The following is a 20,713-nucleotide window of genomic DNA, read 5'->3' as shown; positions in this document are numbered from 1 at the left end:
GGCCCCCGATGGATCACTTGTCGGCGACGGCCGTCACCTTTTCACCGTTTGCGCTGGTCAGCGTGAGCGTGCGGTGATCCAACGTGTACGCCACCCTGCCGTCGAAGAGGCCCAGGAGACGCTTCTCGGTGTCCATGAGTGAGCCGTCGCACATCATCCGGGTAGTGGTCGGCCTCCCGAGGGTGATATGTCCGTCGCGGACCGTGGCCTTCGCGGAGCCGTGGTTGCAGCCGAACCGGCCGCCCAGCGTGCCCTTCTTCCTGTCGAGGACGAGGTAGGCCTTGCTGTCGGCGCCCTTCGGCAGGGACTGTGCGACGTCTGCGTGACCGAACGACGTAACGGTCCATTTCGTGCCGTACAGGGGCGCGTCCTTCTCCTCGGTCAGGCGGACCCGGTCTCCGGAGTCGGTGGTGAGGGTGAGGGCGTCGTCCGCGACCTTGGTGGTGAGGGCGCCGTCGGAGAGCGTGCGGGCCAGGGTGCTCTCGAACTTCATCGGGGCCTTCTCGCAGGCCATCTCGGTCGAGGTGACCGGGCCGAGGTCGAGGCGGCCGTCCTTGAAGGTGGCGGTCGCGTTGAAGTGGTTGCATCCGTAGTTGCCCTGGACCTTGCCGTGGTCGCCGATCTCGACGCGGGCCCCGGCGGGCGCGCGCTGGGTGGTGCCGTCGACGGTGGCGCTGTCGACGGTCCAGTAGGTGCCGGCCAGGTCCGGCCCGGCATCCGAGCGGACCGCATCGCCGGCCGTCTCGTTGCCGCAGGCCATCGCGAGCGGGAGCAGGGTCAGAGCGGTGAGGGTCAGTCGCTGCCTGTACATGCCGGTGTGACGGGGCGGGTGGGGTGGTTGGTTCCCCCCGCGGGCCGGGACGGGTTCAGCCCACGACGGGCAACAGTCCGGACAGGTCCGCGCGCTCCCCGCTCGCGCTCACCTTGGCGTCGTCGAGAGCGGCCTGCCAGTCGATACGTCCGGTGGCGAGCCTGATCCAGGTCAGCGGGTCGGTCTCGACGACGTTCGGCGGGGTGCCGCGGGTGTGCCGGGGGCCTTCCACGCACTGCACCACGGCGTACGGCGGAATCCGCACCTCCGTCGAGGCACCGGGCGCCTTCACCGCGAGGGCGTCGGCGAGGAGACGGGTGCAGGCGGCGAGCGCCTGACGGTCCAGCGGGACGGCGCTTCCGGTGGCGCGGTTCAGGTCGTCGGTGTGGACGACGAGTTCGACGGTGCGGGTGACCAGGTGGTCGGCCAGCGTGATCGCCCCCGCGCGGGTGTCGATCAGGCGGGTGCCGGGGGTCGCGGCCAGACGCTCGGCGAGGCGCTCTTCGGCGTCCGCGTACAGCGCGTCGAGGTCCGGGGTGCGCTCGGCGAGCGTACGGGTGCCCTCGGCGATGTCCGCCGCGAACGCGGCACTGGCGAACAGCATCTGCTGCGGGTCGAGTTCGGCCCTGGCCGGCTCGTCCCGGTCGAGGGCTCGGCTGACGGACTCCACCGTCATGGCGATGTGCGCGGCCAGTTCCCGCACGCTCCAGTCCCCGAGCCCCGTGGGCCCCGCCAACTGCTCCTCGCTGAGAGCGTGCACACCCTCTCGTACGTTCCCGAACTGCGCGCGCACCGCGGCGCGGATCTTGGCGGGGTCGTACGTACGCGCGCGCTTCTTGGCCGGGGGCATGATCCTCAGCCTAGATCCTGGGGGCGGGTGGGCAGGTGCCTAGCTGCCCAGGTGCCCCGGTGCAAACGGGGATTCGAGGTCGGGGTCCGGCCTCGGCGCCGGGGGGTGGGCGGGGTTGTGGCTGTGGCTGCGGCTGCGGCTCAGCGGTCCGGCCCGGCCTCGGGAGTCGGCTCCGGGAATTCGGATCCGGGAATCGGCCTCGGGAGTAGGCCTCGGGAGTAGGCCTCGTACGGCCGGGGCGCCTGTGTCGGTCCCGTGGGTACGGCCGGGGCGCCCGTGTCGGTCCCGTGGGCGCGGGCCGTCCGGTCACGGTCGTACGGCGTATCCGCCCAGGCCGTTCTCCACCTGGTCGAAGGCACGGTGGGCCAGGTCGACGGCGGCCGCGGCGATCTCGTCCGCGCTCTCCCCCTCGGACGCGCGGCGATGGTGTTCTTCGATCAGAGTGTTGCGGACCGCGATGAGGAGGGCGGCCGCGAGGCCGGCGGGCACACGCTCCTCGCCCTCGTCCATCAGCGCCTTGATCAGCTCCTGCTCGCCCTGCCGGGAGGCGAGGAAGGCCCGCTCCAACAGGGCCGGTGTGTCCATGACCAGTTGGCGCACCTGGCGCACGAAGGGGTCCGGGCTCAGGCCGATCGAGGGGTCCCGCGACTCGATCATCTCCAGGAAATACCGGCGTACGGCGGCCACCGCGGACTCGCCCGGCTGCCGGTCGCGCACGGCCCGGGCGACATCGCCGAAGTGCTCCTCCATCGGCAGGAAGACCAGGTCTTCCTTGCTCCCGAAGTAGTTGAAGACCGTCATCTTGGAGACGTCGGACGCTTCGGCGATCTCCATCACGGAGACCTGGTCGAAGCCCCGCTCCAGGAACAGCTCGACCGCGGTCCGCCAGATGCGGAGCCCGGTCTGCAGCTTCTTGCGCTCGCGCAGCCCCATCGCCTCAGCCATGCACATCAGTGTACCAGGATAAAATTTGTTCCGAGAAAAAAGATTGACCAGGTCCACACTTCTCGTGCATGGTGGTGCCACCGCAGACGGCGGGCCAGAACCGCTGTCCACGAGGGGGAGTTACGCATGTCCGCACCAGTCGACACCGGCCCCGGCCCGGCCGGGATGACCGAAAGGCAACGCAGGATCGGCTTCGTGGTCTGCCTGGTCACGATCGTCCTGGCCATCCTCGACACACAGATCGTCTCGGCGGCGACCGTCCCGATCGTCCGGGACCTCGACCCCGTGCACGGCCTCGACAAGATCCCCTGGCTGGTCAGCGCCTTCGCGCTCGCGTCGGCCGCGATGCTGCCGCTGTACGGCAAGCTGTGCGACGTCTTCGGACCCAAGCAGGTCTTCACCGGCGCGATCGCCACGTTCCTGCTGGGCTCCGCGCTGTGCGGCGCGGCCCAGTCAATGGGCCAGCTCATCGCGGCACGTGCGGTGCAGGGCCTGGGCGGCGGCGGCCTGATGAGCGTCACGATGGTGGTGATCGCCCACCTCAAGGGCCCCGGGGAGCAGGACCGCGGCAAGGGGAGCAACATCGGCGGGGTCGTCGCGGGCGGCGGTATGGCGATCGGGCCCTGGATCGGCGGCCTCCTCGCCGACCACGCGAGCTGGCGCTGGATCTTCTACGTCAACCTGCCCATCGGCATCGCGGTCCTGGCCGCCTCCGCCTTCGCACTGAAGATCCCCGGGCAGCACGTCCGCCGGCCGATCGACTATGCGGGCGCGGGACTCGCGGCCGCGTTCTCCTGCGCCCTGCTGCTCGTCACCGACTGGGGCGGCAAGCAGTACGCCTGGTCCTCACCCGTCGTCCTAGGGCTGGTCCTGACCGCCGCAGCGACCCTGGTCCTGTTCCTCCGGCGACAGCGGCGGGCGCCCGAACCGGTGCTCCCGCTCTCCCTGTTCAAGGTCCCCGAAATGCGGCTGGGCTTCGCCATCCAGGGGCTGATGGGCGCCGCGATGATGTGCGCCATCTACTACGTGCTCGTCTATCTGCAGGTCGCCCGAGGCGTCCCCAGCTCCTCCGCGGGGCTCTATCTGCTGCCGATGGCGGCCGGTATGACGGCGGTCGGGCTGCTCTCGGGCCGTCTCGCCGAGCGCGGCTGGTCGGCCCGCACGTTCACGATCAGCGGCACGGCGACCACCCTGCTCGCCTTCGTGCTCCTCGCCACCACCGGCCCCGACACCTCGCTCTGGCTGATCCGGGCCGAACTGCTCCTCGTCGGAGCCGGGTTGGGGCAGCTCATGGGTCAGCTGATCCTGCTCGTGCAGGACGCGGCACCCCGCCACCAGCTGGGCGTCGCCACGACGAGCATCCGCTTCTTCCAGACGCTGGGCAGCGCCCTGGGGACCGCCGCCTTCGGCACGGTCCTGGCCCGTCTGTACGCGGCCGACGGGCCCGGCGGGGACATCAGCGCCCTCGCCCGGCTGACGGGGCCGGCCCGCGCCGACGGCGTGCAGGCCTTCGTCTCGGCGATGGACGTCGTCTTCTGGGGCGCGGCCGGACTGATGGCGCTGGGAACGCTGCTCGCCCTACGACTGCCGAAGCCGACCCCACAGAAGGGCGATCCCGTACACGACTCCATACCGGGGGACCAGCCGATCGCGGCCTGATCCCGGACACGGAGGAACGGGGGAAGGCCCCGCCCGGACATCGGGCGGGGCCTTCATCACCGTAGGAGCGAACCCTCTGGGTACGTCCGGCGGCCGGCCGGCGTCAGGCCAGCAGTGCCGGGATCGTCCCCTCGTGGGCCGTGCGCAGCTCGTCCAGAGGGAGGGTGAACTCGCCCTGGATCTCGACCACATCACCGTCGACGACACCGATGCGGGTGACGGGCAGCCCCCGCGCGCCGCACATGTCGTTGAAGCGGAGCTCCTCCGAGCGCGGGATCGCGACGACCGCGCGGCCCGCCGACTCCGAGAACAGGAAGGTGAAGGCATCGAGACCGTCGGGGACGATCAGTCGCGCGCCCTTCTCGCCGAGCAGCGCCGACTCGACCACGGCCTGGATCAGACCGCCGTCGGACAGGTCGTGCGCAGAGTCGATCATGCCGTCGCGGGACGCCGAGATGAGGATCTCGGCGAGCAGCCGCTCGCGCTCCAGGTCCACCCGCGGAGGCAGACCGCCCAGGTGGTCGTGGACAACCTGCGACCAGGCCGAACCGCCGAACTCCTCACGGGTGTCGCCGAGCAGGTAGAGGAGCTGGCCCTCTTCCTGGAAGGCGACGGGCGTGCGCCGGGCGACGTCGTCGATGACGCCGAGCACGGCCACGACGGGAGTCGGGTGGATGGCGACCTCGCCCGTCTGGTTGTAGAGCGAGACATTGCCGCCGGTCACCGGGGTGCCCAACTGCTGGCAGGCGTCGGCGAGTCCGCGGATCGCCTCGGCGAACTGCCACATCACGGCCGGGTCCTCGGGCGAGCCGAAGTTCAGGCAGTCGGAGACGGCGAGCGGCTTGGCACCGGTGGTGGCGACGTTGCGGTACGCCTCCGAGAGTGCCAGCTGCGCGCCCGCGTACGGGTCGAGCTTCGCGTACCGCCCGTTGCCGTCCGTGGCGATGGCGACGCCGAGCCCGGTCTCCTCGTCGATGCGGATCATGCCCGAGTCCTCGGGCTGCGCCAGCACCGTGTTGCCCTGCACGAAGTGGTCGTACTGGGAGGTGATCCAGGACTTGGACGCCTGGTTCGGGGAGGACACCAGCCTCAGGACCTGGTCCCGCAGCTCCTCCGAAGTCGCCGGCCGGGGCAGCTTGTTGGCGTCGTCGGCCTGGAGGGCGTCCTGCCAGTCCGGGCGGGCGTACGGACGCTCGTAGACCGGGCCGTCGTGCGCGACCGTGCGCGGGTCGACGTCGACGATCTTGCCGCCGTGCCAGAAGATCTCGAGCCGGTCGCCGTCGGTCACCTCACCGATGACGGTGGCGATGACGTCCCACTTCTCGCAGATCTCCAGGAAGCGGTCGACCTTCGCCGGCTCGACGACCGCGCACATGCGTTCCTGCGACTCGCTCATGAGGATTTCCTCGGGCGAGAGCGTGGAGTCGCGCAGCGGTACGTCGTCGAGGGTGACGCGCATACCGCCGGAGCCGTTGGACGCCAACTCGCTGGTGGCGCAGGACAGTCCGGCCGCGCCGAGGTCCTGGATGCCGACGACCAGCTTCTCGGCGAAGGCCTCCAGGGTGCACTCGATGAGGAGCTTCTCCTGGAAGGGGTCGCCGACCTGAACCGCGGGACGCTTCGACGGCTTGGCGTCGTCGAAGGTCTCACTCGCCAGGATCGAGGCGCCGCCGATGCCGTCGCCGCCCGTGCGAGCCCCGTACAGGATGACCTTGTTGCCCGAACCGGACGCCTTGGCGAGGTGGATGTCCTCGTGCTTCATCACACCGATGGCACCGGCGTTGACGAGCGGGTTGCCCTGGTAGCAGGCGTCGAAGACGACCTCGCCGCCGATGTTCGGCAGGCCGAGACAGTTGCCGTAGCCGCCGATGCCCGCGACGACACCCGGCAGGACGCGCTTGGTGTCCGGGTGGTCCGCCGCGCCGAACCGCAGCGGGTCGACCACGGCGACCGGCCGCGCGCCCATCGCGATGATGTCGCGCACGATGCCGCCGACGCCCGTGGCCGCGCCCTGGTAGGGCTCGACGTACGAGGGGTGGTTGTGGGACTCGACCTTGAAGGTGACGGCATAGCCCTGGCCGACGTCCACGACACCGGCGTTCTCACCGATGCCGACCAGCAGCGCGTCGGACTCGGGGGCCTTCTCGCCGAACTGGCGGAGGTGCACCTTCGAGGACTTGTAGCTGCAGTGCTCGGACCACATGACCGAGTACATGGCGAGCTCGGCACCGGTGGGCCGGCGGCCGAGGATCTCCACGACCCGCTCGTACTCGTCCTTCTTCAGGCCCAGTTCGGCCCAGGGCAGCTCGACGTCGGGGGTCGCGGCCGCGTTCTCGACCGTGTCCAGAGGCGTGCGGCTCATGCGGTGACCAGCTTCTTGAGGATCGAGGTGAAGAAGGGGAGACCGTCGGTGCGGCCCGACCCGATGAGGGGCTCCACGGCGTGCTCGGGGTGCGGCATGAGACCGACCACGTTGCCGGCCTCGTTCGTGATGCCGGCGATGTCCCGCTGCGAGCCGTTGGGGTTGAAGTCCAGGTATCGGAAGGCGACTCGGCCCTCCGCCTCCAGCATGTCGAGGGTGCGCTCGTCGGCGACGTACCGCCCGTCCATGTTCTTCAGCGGGATGTGGATCTCCTGACCCGACGCGTAGTCGGTGGTCCAGGAGGTCTCCGCGTTCTCCACCCGCAACTTCTGGTCGCGGCAGATGAAGTGCAGGTGGTTGTTGCCGAGCATCGCACCGGGCAGCAGATGGGCCTCGGTGAGGATCTGGAAGCCGTTGCAGATGCCGAGGACCGGCATTCCGGACTTCGCCTCCGCGATGAGGGTCTCCATCACCGGCGAGAAGCGCGCGATGGCACCCGCACGCAGATAGTCGCCGTAGGAGAATCCCCCGCACAGCACCACGGCGTCGACCTGCTTGAGGTCCTTGTCCTTGTGCCAGAGAGCGACGGGTTCGGCACCGGCGAGCCGGATCGCGCGCTGCGTGTCCCGGTCGTCGAGGCTGCCGGGAAAGGTGACGACTCCAATACGAGCGGTCACTTTCCGGCCTCCACCTTCTCGTCCTCCACCTTCACGGTGAAGTCCTCGATCACGGTGTTGGCGAGGAACGATTCCGCCAGTTCGTGGATGCGGGCGAGTGCGGTGTCGTCCACCGGTCCGTCCACTTCGAGTTCGAATCGCTTTCCCTGACGTACGTCGGAGACGCCCTCGAAACCGAGGCGCGGCAGTGCACGCTGCACCGCCTGGCCCTGGGGGTCGAGGATCTCCGGCTTGAGCATGACGTCGACTACGACGCGTGCCACTGGCACTCCCGGTGTGTGGTGCTGAGCAGGTCCCTTCAGACTACCCGCACAAAATTTCTACTCGCGTAGATTCGTAGAATCCTACGTGAGCCCCATCACGATCCCGCATCGACGCGGGGGCTTCCACGGAAAATCCTGGGAAAAACCGCAGAAGAGCGGTGGGGGGACATTGCCACCCGGACACGCGGAGGGATTTAGTCGGGCTTCACAATGCATTGCCGGGCACTGTACAAAGGAATTGGCAATAGCCGATACTTTGCTCGATAACAGCCGGACAGTCGACATCTCTCCGTCAACTCCGTGACGTCTCTGCACGTCGTGGTGCGCGATCGAGAGGTGCCGCACGAAGGGACCGATATTCGTGGCGCAGCGTGTCGTGGTCACTCTCTTTGACGACATCGACGGCTCAGAAGCGGCGGAAACGATCGCCTTCGGACTGGACGGCAAGTCGTACGAGATCGACCTCAATCCAACCAATGCCAAGAAACTGCGTAAGGCGCTCGCTCCGTACGTCGACGCCGGCCGCAAGCGGGCGAAGTCCGGGAAGACGTACACGCACACGGCGCTGACACCCGACCCGGCCGCCGTCCGCGCCTGGGCCCGCTCGAACAAGCTGGAGGTTCCGCCTCGGGGGCGGATCCCGAAGAAGGTGTACGAGGCGTTCGCCGAGGCGCACTGAGCGGACGCATCCGGGCGGCCCCAAGGGAAGCCCGGCTCCCGCGTGAGACCCGGGCTTCCCTTGGGGGCCCGGGTTCTTTCGTTGGGGGCGAGGTGCCGGCGGGTGGGTCCTGCGGGGGCGCACGCGCGCTCCTCGGAAGGCCACCCTCCGCTCACAGGTGCGGGAGCACCCGTCCGCGCGGCACCGCGATGACCTGCCATCGGGCCCTGAGAGCAGCCGACTTGCGCTGCCCCCCTGCTGGTCAGCTAGAGTCTGGAGCACGCCGAAGGGCAAGGCCGAAAGGCCGAACCCCACGGAGTCACGCGGGTGTAGTTCAGTAGTAGAACATCCCCCTTCCAGGGGGAAGGCGCAGTGTGCAATTCCTGTCACCCGCTCTGCATCCCTTATCGACCACTCTTGTGGATCAGGTAGGGTGGTGCTCGCGCCGATCGGTGAGAGCCGGTCGGAGGCAATGCGGACGTAGCTCAGCTGGTAGAGCGCAACCTTGCCAAGGTTGAGGTCGCGAGTTCGAACCTCGTCGTCCGCTCCACTTATGAAGGCCCCGGTCGATGACCGGGGCTTTTTGTTGTGCGTCGGGTGTCTGCGTCATGCGCTGTGTGGTGTGCCCGGCACGGTTTCGATCGCGCCCGTCGCTTCCTGCGCTCCTCCTCTCCTCCCTCTCCATCTCTCCCTCCTTCTGACATTTGTCATGGGGAGTGATGACACCGCGCACTGCTGCCGCGTCCCGTCCGCGGGGACGCTGATCTCATGAACACGAATGAGCACGATGACGTGATTGAGGTCACTGATCTGCGGCGCGTGTACGAGGGGGGTCCCCGGGCGTCCGCCCGCAGCGGGAAGGCCTTCGAGGCCGTGCGTGGAATCACCTTCAGCGTGGGCCGCGGCGAGCTGTACGCACTGCTGGGCACCAATGGCGCGGGCAAGACCTCCACCCTCGAGCTGCTGGAAGGCCTCGCGCCCCCGGCCGCCGGTCGGGTGCGCGTCCTCGGGCACGATCCGTACGAGGACCGGGCGGCGGTCCGCCCCCGGATCGGCGTGATGCTGCAGGAAGGCGGCTTCCCCTCGGAGCTGACCGTCGAGGAGACCGTCCGGATGTGGGCGGGCTGTACGAGTGGGGCGCGACCCACGGCAGAGGCGCTGGGGACGGTCGGGCTCGGGCGCCGCTCCCGGGTCCGGGTGAAGCAGCTGTCCGGCGGCGAGAAACGGCGCCTCGATCTGGCCCTCGCACTCCTCGGCCGTCCGGAGGTCCTCTTTCTCGACGAGCCGACGACCGGCCTGGACGCCGAAGGGCGCCGGGACACCTGGGAGTTGGTGCGCGAGCTGCGCGCCGGCGGTACGACGGTGCTGCTGACCACCCACTATCTGGAGGAGGCGGAAGAGCTGGCCGACCGCCTCGCGATACTTCACGAGGGGCGCATCGCCGCCTCCGGCACCCCTGCCGAGGTGACCGCCTCCCAGCCCTCCCGGATCTCCTTCGCCCTGCCCGAGGGCTATTTCGTGGGGGACCTGCCACCGCTCGCCGAGCTGGGCGTCACCGACCACGAGATGACGGGCCGCACGGTCCGTCTGCGTACCCACGAAGTCCAACGCACCGCCACCGCACTTCTGTTGTGGGCCGAGCGGGCGCAGGTCGAGCTGCGGGGGCTCGATGTGCGGTCGGCCTCTCTGGAGGAGGCATTCCTGCGCATAGCGAGGGAGGCAGCGCAGGACGCCGTGGAGACGGACGCGCAAAAGGTGACGCAGCAAGTCGCACCGCAGGACCCGCCGGGGACAGAGGGCCCCCGGACCCTCACCTCACAGCGGACGGGCCCGCGGAAGGAGACGCCCGCATGAGCAGCGTGAAGGGCATGGGCGGAGCGAAGGTCACAACGGACGAGAAGACGGCCAACATCGGGACGGCAGGCATGGAGGGGGCGGACATGGGGACGGCGGGCGGGACAGCGGGGGTAGCGAGGGCCGACGTGAAGACGGCCGGCGTCGGCACGACCACGGCTCTGGGGCGGATGAGTGCGCTGGCCCGCGCCGAGCTGATCCTGCTGGGCCGCGCCAAGGCGACGCTCTTCGCGGCGGTGCTGGTGCCGCTGGTCCTGCCGTTCAGTGTCCGCTCGGGGGTCGACCAGATGGATCTGGCGGGCACCGGCCTCTCGGTCGGCTCGATCCTGCTGCCGTCCTCCATCGGCTTCTCTCTCCTCTTCGCCGTCTACAGCGCACTCGTGAGCGTGTACGCGGCCCGTCGCGAGGAGCTCGTGCTCAAGCGGCTGCGGACCGGTGAGCTGCGCGACATGGAGATCCTCTCGGGCGCCGCCCTGCCGTCGGTGGTGATAGGAGTGGTGCAGTGCCTGGTCCTCACCGCCGCCTTTGGCGTGGCGCTCGACGCCGGGGTCCCCAAGGCACCCCATCTCGCCCTTCTCGGACTGCTGTTGGGCCTCGTGATGTGCCCGGCCCTGGCGGCGGTCACGGCGAACTTCAGCAAGAGCGTGGAGGGCGCCCAGGTCGCGGCCATGCCACTGATGCTCGTGTCCATGTTCGGCTCGGGCACCTTCATCCCCCTGGAGGTCCTCCCCGACCGCCTGGCCAGGTTCTGCCAAGTGCTGCCGCTCACCCCGGTGATCACCCTGATACGCGGCGGCTGGACCGGAAACCTCTCCGCGTACGAGGCCCTGGGCGCCCTGGTGACGGCGGTGGCCTGGACCGTGCTCGCGGTGTTTGCTGTACGACGGTGGTTCCGCTGGGAACCCCGGCGGTGATCTGTGACATGGGCGGGGGATGAGGCATGCGCAAGTCCATGGCCTGGTGGCGGGGCAAGAGCACCCCGGCGAAGGTCGAGACGTACACCCGCTGGTCGTTCCACTTCTTCGCGGTGATCGAAGTGAGCACCATCGGTCTCACCACCTTCGGGAGCATGGCAAAGCCCCTGGCGTGGTGGCTGTTCCTCATGGTGTGCGGCCACGCCGTGCTCTGCGCGGTGACCGCTTCGAAGGCGCTGGACTGGACGCGCGGCACGCGCGAGCAGCCGGGGCGCATGCTCCTGACGCTCGCGGTGGCCACGGCCGTGGTCGCCTCGGTGGCGATGGCCCTGTCGGGCACGGACTGGCGGCCCGCCGACGAGAAGACTGTCGCGGCGGCATCGACTCTCTACGTGGGCGTCATAGCGTTCGGGACCGGCACGCTCGCACTCGGTACGCGCAACACCAGACGTTTGCTCCACGTGGTGTTCGGCGCGGCCGTGAGCGCGGCGATCGTCTCGTTCCCGCTGGGCCTCCCCGGCCCTGCTGCGCTGATCACCGGCGTGATCGTGCTGCTCACCGCCGGCTTCCTCGCATTCACCGCCGCGTTCTCGGTCTGGCTGCTCAACGCCGTGTACGAACTGGACGAGGCCCGTGACACGCGCGCCCGGCTGGCCGTCGCCGAGGAGCGGCTGCGCTTCGGACGCGATCTGCACGACGTGATGGGCCGCAATCTGGCGGTGATCGCCCTGAAGAGCGAGCTCGCCGTGCAGCTGGCCCGGCGCGAGCGGCCCGAGGCCGTGGACCAGATGATCGAGGTGCAGCGCATAGCGCGCGATTCGCAGCGGGAGGTCCGTGAGGTGGTGCGCGGCTACCGGGCGGCCGACCTGGGGGTCGAACTCGCCGGCGCACAGGGGGTGTTGACGGCGGCCGGGATCGAGTGCGAGGTCAGCGGTTCGGCGGCGGGGCTGCCCGTGCAGGTCCAGTCGGCGCTCGGCTGGGTCGTCAGGGAGGCGACCACGAATGTGCTCCGCCATGGCGACGCACAGCGCTGCGCGGTGTCCTTGCGCGTGACGGACGACCGCGTGGTGCTCACCGTCGAGAACGACGGCGTGCCGGCCGCGGAGCCGTGCCCGGAGACGGAGCGAGGCGCCGACCCGGGCCCGGGTTCCGGGCTGGTCGGGCTGCGGGAGCGGCTCGGGAAGGTCGACGGGGTGTTGCGGGCAGGGCCCGTCGGGGGTGACGGCATGTACCGGCTGACCGCGGACGTACCACTGCCTGTGACGCAGTCCGCGGTCGCCGAGGACGCCGCGTCCGCCCCGGCTGCCCCCTCCCCCCTCCCGCATCCGATGAACGAGGTCACCTCATGACGTCCGTGCCGCCCCTGCCGTCCGGCTCTCCCGCTGCTCGTGTGCGGCTGCTGCTCGCCGATGACGAACACCTCATCCGGGGCGCGCTCGCGGCACTGCTCGCCCTGGAGGACGACCTGACGGTGATCGCCGAGGCGGCGACCGGACCGGAGGCGCTCGCGATGGCACGGGCCCATGCACCCGACGTGGCAGTGCTGGATCTTCAGATGCCGGGGGCTGACGGTGTGAGGGTGGCCACATCCCTGCGGAAGGAACTGCCTGCCTGCCAGGTGCTGATCGTGACCAGTCATGGGCGGCCCGGGCATCTGAAGCGGGCGCTTGCGGCGGGTGTGCGCGGGTTCGTGCCGAAGACCGTCAGCGCCCAGCGGCTCGCGGAGATCATTCGGACGGTGCATGCGGGAAACCGCTATGTGGACCCGGAGTTGGCGGCCGACGCGATCTCGGCCGGGGACTCGCCGCTGACCGCGCGGGAGGCGGAGGTGCTGGAGCTCGCGGCCGACGGGGCGCCCGTCTCGGAGATCGCCGAGCGTGCGGCGCTGTCACAGGGGACGGTGCGGAACTATCTGTCGTCGGCCGCGACCAAGCTCGGAGCGGAGAACCGGCACACGGCGGTGCGGCTCGCGCGTCAGCGAGGTTGGGTATAGTGGCTGTCGCGCCACGGCGCAGTGCGGACGTAGCTCAGCTGGTAGAGCGCAACCTTGCCAAGGTTGAGGTCGCGAGTTCGAACCTCGTCGTCCGCTCAGGAAGAAAAGGCCCCCGGTCATGGACCGGGGGCCTTTTCGTATGTCCGGGAGCGGGTCGGTGTGTTCGCGACCGGAGGTTGGGGAGCCTGCGTGTGTTCGGGGTCGACGCGGGCCTCAGGCCGGCCGACCCGAGGCCTGCGGCCGACCCCCGCCATGCGGCCACCCCAGACCTGTGGCCACCCCAGACCTGTGGCCACCTCAACCCTGTGGTCGGCCCGAACCCTGTGGCCGGTCCCAACACTGTGGCCGGCCCGAACCGTTCGACAGGCCGCGCTCCCTAGAGCAGGCCGCGCGCCTTCGAACAGGCCGCGCGCCTTCGGCCGGCCCGCCGCCATAGGCCGCCGAACCCGTCTCCGGCCGAATCCCGCGGTCCGCCGAGGGCATGCGGTCGGCCGAGGGCATGCGGTCGGCCGAGGGCATGCGGTCGGCCGAGGGCATGCGGTCGGCCGAGGGCGTGTGGTCGGCCGAGGGTGTGTGGTCGGCCGGGGGCGTGTGGTCGGCCGGGGGCGTGTGGTCGGCTTCGGTGGGCGGTTACGACCAGCTGGTGCCGGTCAGGTGCTCGTAGGCCTCGATGTATTTGGCGCGGGTCGCCTCCACGACCTGCGGGGGCAGGGCGGGCGGGGGCTGCTCGCTCTTGCGGTCCCAGCCGGACTCGGCGGAGGTGAGCCAGTTCCGTACGAACTGTTTGTCGTACGAGGGCTGGGAGCGGCCCGGCTCCCACTGCTCGGCCGGCCAGAAGCGGGAGGAGTCGGGGGTCAGTACCTCGTCGGCGAGGACGAGCGTCTCCCCCTCGAAGCCGAACTCGAACTTGGTGTCCGCGAGGATGATGCCGCGGTCGCGGGCGATGTCGCGGGCGCGGCTGTAGACGGCGAGGGTCGACTGGCGGAGCTGGGCCGCGGTGTCGGCGCCGACCTGGCGGGCGACTTCCTCGTACGAGACGTTCTCGTCGTGCTCGCCGACCGCGGCCTTGGTGGCGGGGGTGAAGATCGGGGCGGGCAGTTCCGAGCCGTCGACCAGGCCCTCGGGGAGGGCGAGGCCGCAGACCGTACGGGACTCGTTGTACTCGACGAGGCCGGAGCCGGTGAGATAGCCGCGGGCGACGCACTCGACCGGGACCATCTGCAGGGACTTGCAGATCAGGGTGCGGCCGGCCCAGTCCTCGGGGGCGCCCGGCGGGAGTTCGGTGCTGAGGACGTGGTTGGGGGCCAGGTCGGCGAGCTGGTCGAACCACCAGAGCGAAAGCTGGGTCAGCACCCGGCCCTTGTCGGGGATCTCCGTCGGGAGCACCCAGTCGTAGGCGGACATGCGGTCGCTGGCGATCATCACGAGGTCGCCCGCCTCGTTCTGGTACAGGTCGCGCACCTTGCCGGTGTGCAGATGCACCAGACCCGGGACCTGGAGGGGCTCGGGCTTTTCAACGAATCCGGACACGGTTCCTCCCCGTAGTTCTGTCCTATGGCTCGATTCTCCCGTACATGGGGACCGGCTTTGGCCAGGGGGTGTGTGGAGCGGGTGGGTGGCGAGGGTGCCTGGGGCACGTGGTGGGGTCGATGTCGGTACGGGGTGCGGCTCGCTCAGTCGCGTTTGCAGATGCGGTCGAGGAGGTTGGCGGTGGCCCGCTGGACCCGGGTGTCGACGTGGCCGGGGCGGTCCAGGGCGGGAGACCAGGCGAACGTTCCGGAGGCGAAGATCAGGGCGCCGGAGGGGGAGCGGTAGAGAGAGGTCTCCTGGTGGCGGGGGACGCCCTCGCTGTCCGGGTACGGGGAGTGCGCCAGGAGGATACGGCCCTGGTGCTCGGGGAGCGGGGTGCGCGGGAAGTAGCGGTCGGCCTCGCCCGCGACCAGGCCGTCGAGTTCGTCGCCCTCGTGGGCGCCGGTCGCCTCCCACAGCCAGTGGCCGGCGTTGCGGACGACCAGCGGCTGGGGTTCGGGGACTCGTCCCGCGTACTGGATGCCGATGAGTTGCTGTTCCGGGCGGTCGATTTCCCGCCACAGGGCCGGCTTTCCCGGGCCCCGGCGCTTGCGACAGGTCAGCAGGCGGTCGGGGACGCCGGACGGGGACGGGCCCAACTCCACTTGCCAGTACATGGTGTTGGCGGAGAGGAAGACCAGCGAGGTGCCGTGGTCGCGGGCGCGCTCGGCGGTGCGGCGCATGGCCGCCGACCAGTACTCGTCGTGGCCCGGGAAGACCAGGCCCCGGTAGCGGGTGGGATCCACGCGGCCGGCGTGCAGATCACTGGCGTTGGCGTACGCGAGGTCGTAGCCGTAGCGCTCGGCCCAGCGGATGAAGTCGTAGGCGTGGCCGACGTGCAGGGGGAGGCCGGCGCCGGCGTACGGGCGGTCGAAGGAGACCGTCGTCGCGGCGTCGGCCTCGCCGAGGAGACGGCCGTCGTCGTCCCACGCGTGGTAGAGACTGGCGCCCGTGCGGCCGTCCTCCGGATAGAGGTTGTACGCCTGCCACGTGATGTCGGGGAGCAGGAGCAGCAGGTCCGCCGGGTGGTCGTCGCGGACCGTGAAGGGGACGTGGGAGCGGTAGCCGTCGGCGGTGGTGAGTACGGCGACGTACGCGCCGATGTTCCAGTAGCTCGGGATCTGCAGCCGCCAGGAGAGCCACCAGTGATGGCAGGAGACCGTGCGGTCCGCGGTGAGCGGGGGCGGTTGCACGATGCCGGAGAGACGGGGGCTGGTGGTGATCTTTGACGCGCCGTCGCCTCCGTAATGGCCGATGCGGTAGATGTCGACGCTGAATTCCTGGGGCGGGTCGACCGTGATGTGGAAGTCGATGGCCTCGCCGGGGGCTACGGCGCCGGTGGAGGTGAAGCCCTTGATCTGACGGCGGACGTCGTCGGCCGCGCGGGGGCCTCCGGCGCGGGGGTGGGGGACTGAGCGGGTGCCCTTGTCGGGGCGGGGGGCGTCCTCGAGCGTGGCGCCGCTGCCGGCTCCCGGAAGCCGGGGGCCGTGGTGGTCCGCCTGATCGGCCTGGTCGGCCTGGTCGATGTACCAGGGGACGACCTGGCCGGTGTCACTGAAGTAGTGCTCGTCGCCTCGGAGCCAGGGGACCGGGCCTTGCCCGAAGGGGTCCGTGACGGCGTGCGCGAGCGCACCCGACTCCCAGCGGCGGATCTGCTCCGACCCCATGCCTGCTCCCCTCCCTGGCGCCCCCGTCACCCTTGTCAGCCCTGCCCTGTGCGCGATCGATCCCAGCACATCACATAACGCACGCACTCCGTCACCGTTCGTCGCGAATTGACGTGAACGGAACGGGGGGGGCTCCGGGGGATGGGGCGGGGCGGGGCGGGGTGGGGCTGTCGGCCGGGGGCGCCTGTCGCTGGGCGCGGTTCGCGGTTCGCCGGTGGGTGGGTCGGGTCCGTGCCGGTACATCCGCCCGTCGCCCTACCGGCTGTTCAGTTCTTGGAGGGCTTGTCTTGGCTGTACTCACGCATGGCGACGGGCATTTGATGTACCGGCACGGCCCCTTCGGTGCGTGAGCGACTGCGGGTGGACGGGGGTCAGGGCTAAGCCCGGCACGGCCCCATCGACGGGTGCGCGACTGCAGGTGGACGGGGGTCAGGGCTGACCGCCGCCACGGCCCCATCGACGGGTGCGCGACTGCGGGTGGACGGGGGTCAGGGCTGACCGCCGCCACGGCCCCATCGACGCGTGGGCGGCTGCGGGCCGTCCTGGCTGCGGGCAGACGTAATCCTGGGCGTGCGTCCGCTCGGGGGCGTCAGACCAGGCGGACCGGTTTTTCTGGGCGGACGCCTGATTCGCGGAGCCAGGTGCGGAGGGGGGACGGGTCACCGGTCTCGATGAGGGTGACGACCCTGGGGCCGAGATCGGCGGCACGCTCGCCGTTGACGAGAAGCGACGGCCCGTCGAGCCAGTCGAGACCCGGCACCGCCCCCGCCGTGTCCATCGCGGCACAGCACACCATCGCCGTGACGTGATCGGCGAGCAGCTCTCGCCCCGTCCGCGGCGGCTGGAGCGGGAAGAGCGGCAGCACCCCGTCGTCCCAGAGCGCGCTGTCGGGACCCGACTGCTCCACGCCGGCGGCCGCAACCGGCCCCACGGCGGCCTCCTCACGCGCCAGCTCCGCGCTCAGCGCCGCCGCAAGAGCCGCCGTCCGTTCGTTGCCCAGCGGATCCTCGTCCTCGTCGTCGTCCAACGGCTCGACCGCGCCGGCGGGTACGCCCTGCGGCTCCCCACCTGCGCCTTCAGCCGTGCCCTCGGCCGTCTCGTCGTACGGAGACGGAGACGGAGGCCCAGTCGGTGTGGCGGGCGCGGTCGTCTCGTCGCTCGGGACGGTGGTCAGGTGGTCCATGACCCTGGAGAGGGTCGGCCCGGAGTCGGACGACGCGGGGCCGCCACTGGGGCGGACGCCCTGGGCGTCGAGGACCCGGTGGAGACGAGCCGCGTCGGTCCGCCATTTCCGGTCGACGACCTCCTCCGGATACTCCTGCCAGTTCACCGGCGCCCAGTCGAGACCGCGCTCGGCGGGACCGCCATGGAAGAGCCGGGCGGCGAGAAGCGAGGCCGCCTCATCGATCGTGCCGGGCTCTTCCAGCAGGTCACAGGCGGGGCGCTCGCCGAGACGGGAGGTGAAGCCCTCGGCGAGACGGTCGCGCCGGGAGAGTTCGGTGAGGGCCGCGACGACGCCCGCGTCCAGCCGGGAGGGCCAGCGGCCCATGCGCCAGGCGGGCAGCGCGACCCGGGTCAGCAACCGGTCCCAGCCCGCGTACGCCAGCCCCACCTGTTCCTGGGCGACGATCCGCAGGCCGTAGTCCACAGCCTGTGCACGCTCGGCGGCGGCGGCCGCCACCCCCCGCTCCATCTCCCCCGCATGGCCGCGGCAGCTCCGCAGCAGCAGACGCGTAACCCAGCCGACGCCTCCGAGCACCGCCCGGGACAGCAGGCCGCGGTTCGGCGCGGAGGTCACGGCCACGGCCGCGTCCAGACCTCGTACGAAACGGCGGGCCGCTGCTATGTCCGGGTGGGCCGACGGGCCCGTACCGGCGACGACCGGGGCGAGGACCGCGCGCAGTTCTCCGACGCGCATCCACCACAGGAACGGGGAGCCGATGACGAGGACGGGCGCGGCGAGGCTTCGGCGATGCCCGTACTTCCCTGCCCGGCCGACGCCACGGACCAGGGCCGACAGGCGGCCACGCAGCCCACGTACGCCGTGTCCTGCTCCTCGTGATCCGTCGGCGCGCTCGGCCGGGGCCGTGGCGTGGGCCGGATGGGTGCGGTCCTCCAGCCAGCTGTCGCAGTCCGGAGTGAGGGCTATCGCGGAGGGGGCGGGGACGTCGAGGCGGTCGGCCAGGTCCCGCACCATGCGGTACAGGTCGGGCGCCGAGGACTCGTTGATCGCGATCGTGGGGCTCAGGGCCGGCCGGGCGCGGGTGACGACGAGCGCGATGCCCGCGGCGGCGAGCAGGACGACGACGGCTACGGCCGTCACGACCCAGCGCGTGATCCCCCAACTCCCGCCGGTTATATGGCCGGTGGAGCCGCCGACGAGCAGCACGACGGCGACGGCCGCGGGCAGCAGGGCGACGGCCAACGCCCTGCTGCGGATCCGCAGCACAGCGAGAGCCCGGGAGCGCGCGGCCTGCGCGCCCACCTCCACACCCATACCGGTCACGACCGGATGACACCCCCTACTGTCCGGCTCGGCGCACGTCGTGACAGCCACCGTCACGGCCCGCGCCGGGCACTCGCCTGGCGTTGCTCATCCCCCCACTGTGGCACCGACCACTGACAACGCAATGCCGGTGGGCCAAGTGCCGGAACGCTTGCGCCGCACCCTAGTTGGGGCCTCGGCCTCCGTCAGCCAGTTGGGGCATCGGTCACTCGATGGAATGGCTTTGGGGAGAGGTGGATGACAGTGGGCAACGATCAGGCCCCGAATTCCAAGGGGAATCCGGGGCCTGGTGCCGAACAGCTCGGATGACGGAAAGTAGCGGGCGACGGAGATCCATGACCGTCGGTCACGGAGAGGCGCCCGGGAGGCGACCAGGAGCCCTCGGCCGCCGACTCGGCCGCGGTCACAGGAGAGCGTCCACCGCCTCGGCCGCGGTCACAGGGGAGCGCCACCGCCTCGGCCGCGGTTACTGGGAGACGTCCGCCCTCCGGAGGCGCCGTCCCCGCGGGACCGTCAGGCGCTCGCCCCGGCAGCGGTTACTGCGAGACAGCTGCCGCCTTGGCCGTGCTCACTGGGACGCGTCCGCCGCCGCCCTGGCCGCGATGTCCGTGCGGTGCTGGGAGCCGTCGAGGCGGATGCGGGCGACCGCCGCGTACGCACGGTCACGGGCCTGCGTGAGGTCCGCGCCGGTCGCCGTGACGGAGAGCACCCGGCCGCCCGCGCTCACGACGGCGTCACCGTCACGCTTCGTACCGGCGTGGAGGACGTACGCGTACGGCGCGTCCTGGGCCGCCACCTCGTCGAGACCGGTGATCGGGTCGCCGGTGCGCGGGGTGTCCGGATAGTTGTGCGAGGCCACGACCACGGTGACGGCCACGTCGTCGCTCCAGCGCAGGGGCGGGAGGAACGCGAGATTGCCCGTGGCCGCGGCGAGCAGCAGCCCCGCGAGCGGGGTCTGCAGCCGGGCCAGGACCACCTGGGTCTCCGGGTCGCCGAAGCGGGCGTTGAACTCGATGACCCGCACCCCGCGGCTGGTGATCGCCAGGCCCGCGTAGAGGAGGCCGGAAAACGGTGTGCCGCGGCGCCGCAGTTCGTCGACGGTCGGCTGCAGGACGGTCTCCATGACCTCGTCGACCAGCTTCGGGTCCGCCCAGGGCAGGGGCGAGTACGCACCCATGCCGCCGGTGTTCGGGCCCTCGTCGCCGTCCAGTGCGCGCTTGAAGTCCTGGGCGGGCTGGAGCGGTACGACGGTCTCGCCGTCGGTGATCGCGAAGAGCGAGACCTCGGGGCCGTCGAGGAACTCCTCGATGACGACGCGGTCGCAGGCGTTCGCGTGCGCCCTCGCGGCCTCGATGTCACCGGTCACGACGACACCCTTGCCCGCCGCGAGACCGTCGTCCTTCACCACGTACGGGGCACCGAAGGCGTCGAGCGCCAGGTCGACCTCGTCCGCTGCCGTACAGACGTACGAGCGCGCGGTCGGGACGCCCGCTCCGGCCATCACGTCCTTGGCGAAGGCCTTGGAGCCCTCCAGCTGCGCGGCCTCCTTGGAGGGGCCGAAGCAGGGGATGCCCGCCGCGCGTACGGCGTCGGCGACCCCCGCGACCAGCGGGGCCTCCGGACCCACGATCACCAGCTCGGCACCGAGCTCCGTGGCGAGCGCGGCCACGGCGGCACCGTCGAGGGCGTCGACCGGGTGCAGCTCGGCCACCTCCGCGATGCCCGCGTTCCCGGGAGCGCAGTGCAGGGCGGTGACGTCGGGATCGAGGGACAGGGAGTGACACAGGGCGTGTTCGCGGGCGCCGCTACCGATGACAAGGACCTTCACGGGGGTCAGCCTAACCGGCCGCGACGAGTGACCTTGTAGGGGCTTCCGAGGTGGGATGCGCCCGCGCTTGGTGGGATCGCACGAGAGTGGCGGTGCAACCAGGGGAGGATCACGCCCTGAGGCCCTGAGGCCCTGAGGCCCCGAGGCCCCGATGTCC

General features: G+C 70.7%; 16 protein-coding genes and 3 tRNA genes. 9 read left to right on the top strand and 10 right to left on the bottom strand.

What is annotated here, in order from left to right; genetic code table 11:
• Positions 1 to 13: 13 nt before the first annotated feature.
• The 3 genes from ACFWM2_RS34260 to ACFWM2_RS34250 all read right to left on the bottom strand — a co-directional run bounded on the left by ACFWM2_RS34260 (position 14) and on the right by ACFWM2_RS34250 (position 2,606).
• Positions 14 to 811: an META domain-containing protein gene (locus ACFWM2_RS34260; RefSeq protein ID WP_383288045.1), complete on the bottom strand. Its 798-nt coding sequence runs from the start codon at positions 809 to 811 to the stop codon at positions 14 to 16.
• A gap of 55 nt (positions 812 to 866) precedes the next feature.
• Positions 867 to 1,661 (bottom strand): sterol carrier family protein, encoded by a 795-nt coding sequence (locus tag ACFWM2_RS34255; RefSeq protein WP_383288043.1) that lies wholly within the window; start codon positions 1,659 to 1,661, stop codon positions 867 to 869.
• Between the two features lie 306 nt (positions 1,662 to 1,967).
• Positions 1,968 to 2,606, bottom strand: coding sequence for a TetR/AcrR family transcriptional regulator (locus tag ACFWM2_RS34250; protein ID WP_383288041.1), 639 nt, complete (start codon positions 2,604 to 2,606; stop codon positions 1,968 to 1,970).
• A 126-nt stretch (positions 2,607 to 2,732) separates the two neighbouring features.
• On the opposite strand from ACFWM2_RS34250, the gene ACFWM2_RS34245 reads away from it, so the two are divergent.
• The gene (locus ACFWM2_RS34245; protein WP_383288040.1) at positions 2,733 to 4,265 is read left to right on the top strand and encodes an MFS transporter; all 1,533 of its coding nucleotides are present in this window, start codon (positions 2,733 to 2,735) and stop codon (positions 4,263 to 4,265) included.
• A gap of 103 nt (positions 4,266 to 4,368) precedes the next feature.
• Here the strand turns inward: ACFWM2_RS34245 and purL are convergent, their stop codons facing one another.
• The 3 genes from purL to purS are packed head-to-tail and all read right to left on the bottom strand — an operon-like array spanning position 4,369 to position 7,567.
• Positions 4,369 to 6,627, bottom strand: a complete 2,259-nt coding sequence (gene purL / locus ACFWM2_RS34240) for a phosphoribosylformylglycinamidine synthase subunit PurL (protein WP_383288038.1) — start codon at positions 6,625 to 6,627, stop codon at positions 4,369 to 4,371.
• Entirely contained in the window at positions 6,624 to 7,304 is a 681-nt protein-coding gene (purQ, locus tag ACFWM2_RS34235; RefSeq protein WP_383288036.1) for a phosphoribosylformylglycinamidine synthase subunit PurQ, read from the bottom strand. The genes purL and purQ overlap by 4 nt, the downstream gene beginning before the upstream one ends.
• The gene (gene purS / locus ACFWM2_RS34230; protein WP_383288034.1) at positions 7,301 to 7,567 is read right to left on the bottom strand and encodes a phosphoribosylformylglycinamidine synthase subunit PurS; all 267 of its coding nucleotides are present in this window, start codon (positions 7,565 to 7,567) and stop codon (positions 7,301 to 7,303) included. The genes purQ and purS overlap by 4 nt, the downstream gene beginning before the upstream one ends.
• Before the next feature lie 361 nt (positions 7,568 to 7,928).
• Between purS and ACFWM2_RS34225 the strand changes: the two genes are divergently transcribed.
• The 8 genes from ACFWM2_RS34225 to ACFWM2_RS34190 all read left to right on the top strand — a co-directional run bounded on the left by ACFWM2_RS34225 (position 7,929) and on the right by ACFWM2_RS34190 (position 13,082).
• Positions 7,929 to 8,246, top strand: coding sequence for an Lsr2 family protein (locus ACFWM2_RS34225; protein ID WP_383288032.1), 318 nt, complete (start codon positions 7,929 to 7,931; stop codon positions 8,244 to 8,246).
• Positions 8,247 to 8,548: 302 nt separating this feature from the next.
• Positions 8,549 to 8,620: transfer RNA gene (locus ACFWM2_RS34220), tRNA-Gly, on the top strand.
• 79 nt (positions 8,621 to 8,699) lie between these two features.
• Positions 8,700 to 8,775 (top strand) — tRNA-Gly (locus ACFWM2_RS34215).
• A 218-nt stretch (positions 8,776 to 8,993) separates the two neighbouring features.
• Positions 8,994 to 10,079, top strand: a complete 1,086-nt coding sequence (locus ACFWM2_RS34210) for an ABC transporter ATP-binding protein (RefSeq protein ID WP_383288030.1) — start codon at positions 8,994 to 8,996, stop codon at positions 10,077 to 10,079.
• A 71-nt stretch (positions 10,080 to 10,150) separates the two neighbouring features.
• Positions 10,151 to 10,993, top strand: coding sequence for an ABC transporter permease (locus tag ACFWM2_RS34205; protein WP_383288176.1), 843 nt, complete (start codon positions 10,151 to 10,153; stop codon positions 10,991 to 10,993).
• Between the two features lie 26 nt (positions 10,994 to 11,019).
• A complete protein-coding gene (locus tag ACFWM2_RS34200; RefSeq protein ID WP_383288028.1) occupies positions 11,020 to 12,342 on the top strand; it encodes a sensor histidine kinase in 1,323 nt (440 codons plus the stop codon).
• The gene (locus ACFWM2_RS34195) at positions 12,339 to 12,986 is read left to right on the top strand and encodes a response regulator (protein ID WP_383288026.1); all 648 of its coding nucleotides are present in this window, start codon (positions 12,339 to 12,341) and stop codon (positions 12,984 to 12,986) included. The genes ACFWM2_RS34200 and ACFWM2_RS34195 overlap by 4 nt, the downstream gene beginning before the upstream one ends.
• A gap of 23 nt (positions 12,987 to 13,009) precedes the next feature.
• Positions 13,010 to 13,082: transfer RNA gene (locus tag ACFWM2_RS34190), tRNA-Gly, on the top strand.
• 534 nt (positions 13,083 to 13,616) lie between these two features.
• Here the strand turns inward: ACFWM2_RS34190 and ACFWM2_RS34185 are convergent.
• From ACFWM2_RS34185 to purD, 4 genes are all read right to left on the bottom strand, one after another.
• Positions 13,617 to 14,516, bottom strand: coding sequence for a phosphoribosylaminoimidazolesuccinocarboxamide synthase (locus tag ACFWM2_RS34185; RefSeq protein WP_383288024.1), 900 nt, complete (start codon positions 14,514 to 14,516; stop codon positions 13,617 to 13,619).
• 143 nt (positions 14,517 to 14,659) lie between these two features.
• Positions 14,660 to 16,222, bottom strand: coding sequence for a N,N-dimethylformamidase beta subunit family domain-containing protein (locus tag ACFWM2_RS34180; RefSeq protein WP_383288022.1), 1,563 nt, complete (start codon positions 16,220 to 16,222; stop codon positions 14,660 to 14,662).
• Between the two features lie 589 nt (positions 16,223 to 16,811).
• Positions 16,812 to 18,719, bottom strand: a complete 1,908-nt coding sequence (locus ACFWM2_RS34175) for a hypothetical protein (protein ID WP_383288173.1) — start codon at positions 18,717 to 18,719, stop codon at positions 16,812 to 16,814.
• A 577-nt stretch (positions 18,720 to 19,296) separates the two neighbouring features.
• Positions 19,297 to 20,556, bottom strand: coding sequence for a phosphoribosylamine--glycine ligase (gene purD / locus ACFWM2_RS34170; protein ID WP_383288020.1), 1,260 nt, complete (start codon positions 20,554 to 20,556; stop codon positions 19,297 to 19,299).
• Positions 20,557 to 20,713 lie beyond the last annotated feature (157 nt).

This window comes from Streptomyces sp. NPDC058371, assembly GCF_042723265.1.
Classification (GTDB): Bacteria; Actinomycetota; Actinomycetes; order Streptomycetales; family Streptomycetaceae; genus Streptomyces.
Note: the sequence above shows the minus strand (reverse complement) of the source record. Positions and strands in the feature narration are given on the sequence as shown.

Coding starts and splice junctions, on each gene's coding strand:
- ACFWM2_RS34260 (WP_383288045.1), bottom strand. CDS start 811: ATGTACAGGCAGCGACTGACCCTCACCGCTCTGACCCTGCTCCCGCTC.
- ACFWM2_RS34255 (WP_383288043.1), bottom strand. CDS start 1,661: ATGCCCCCGGCCAAGAAGCGCGCGCGTACGTACGACCCCGCCAAGATC.
- ACFWM2_RS34250 (WP_383288041.1), bottom strand. CDS start 2,606: ATGGCTGAGGCGATGGGGCTGCGCGAGCGCAAGAAGCTGCAGACCGGG.
- ACFWM2_RS34245 (WP_383288040.1), top strand. CDS start 2,733: ATGTCCGCACCAGTCGACACCGGCCCCGGCCCGGCCGGGATGACCGAA.
- purL (WP_383288038.1), bottom strand. CDS start 6,627: ATGAGCCGCACGCCTCTGGACACGGTCGAGAACGCGGCCGCGACCCCC.
- ACFWM2_RS34210 (WP_383288030.1), top strand. CDS start 8,994: ATGAACACGAATGAGCACGATGACGTGATTGAGGTCACTGATCTGCGG.
- ACFWM2_RS34205 (WP_383288176.1), top strand. CDS start 10,151: ATGGAGGGGGCGGACATGGGGACGGCGGGCGGGACAGCGGGGGTAGCG.
- ACFWM2_RS34200 (WP_383288028.1), top strand. CDS start 11,020: ATGCGCAAGTCCATGGCCTGGTGGCGGGGCAAGAGCACCCCGGCGAAG.
- ACFWM2_RS34195 (WP_383288026.1), top strand. CDS start 12,339: ATGACGTCCGTGCCGCCCCTGCCGTCCGGCTCTCCCGCTGCTCGTGTG.
- ACFWM2_RS34180 (WP_383288022.1), bottom strand. CDS start 16,222: ATGGGGTCGGAGCAGATCCGCCGCTGGGAGTCGGGTGCGCTCGCGCAC.
- ACFWM2_RS34175 (WP_383288173.1), bottom strand. CDS start 18,719: ATGGGTGTGGAGGTGGGCGCGCAGGCCGCGCGCTCCCGGGCTCTCGCT.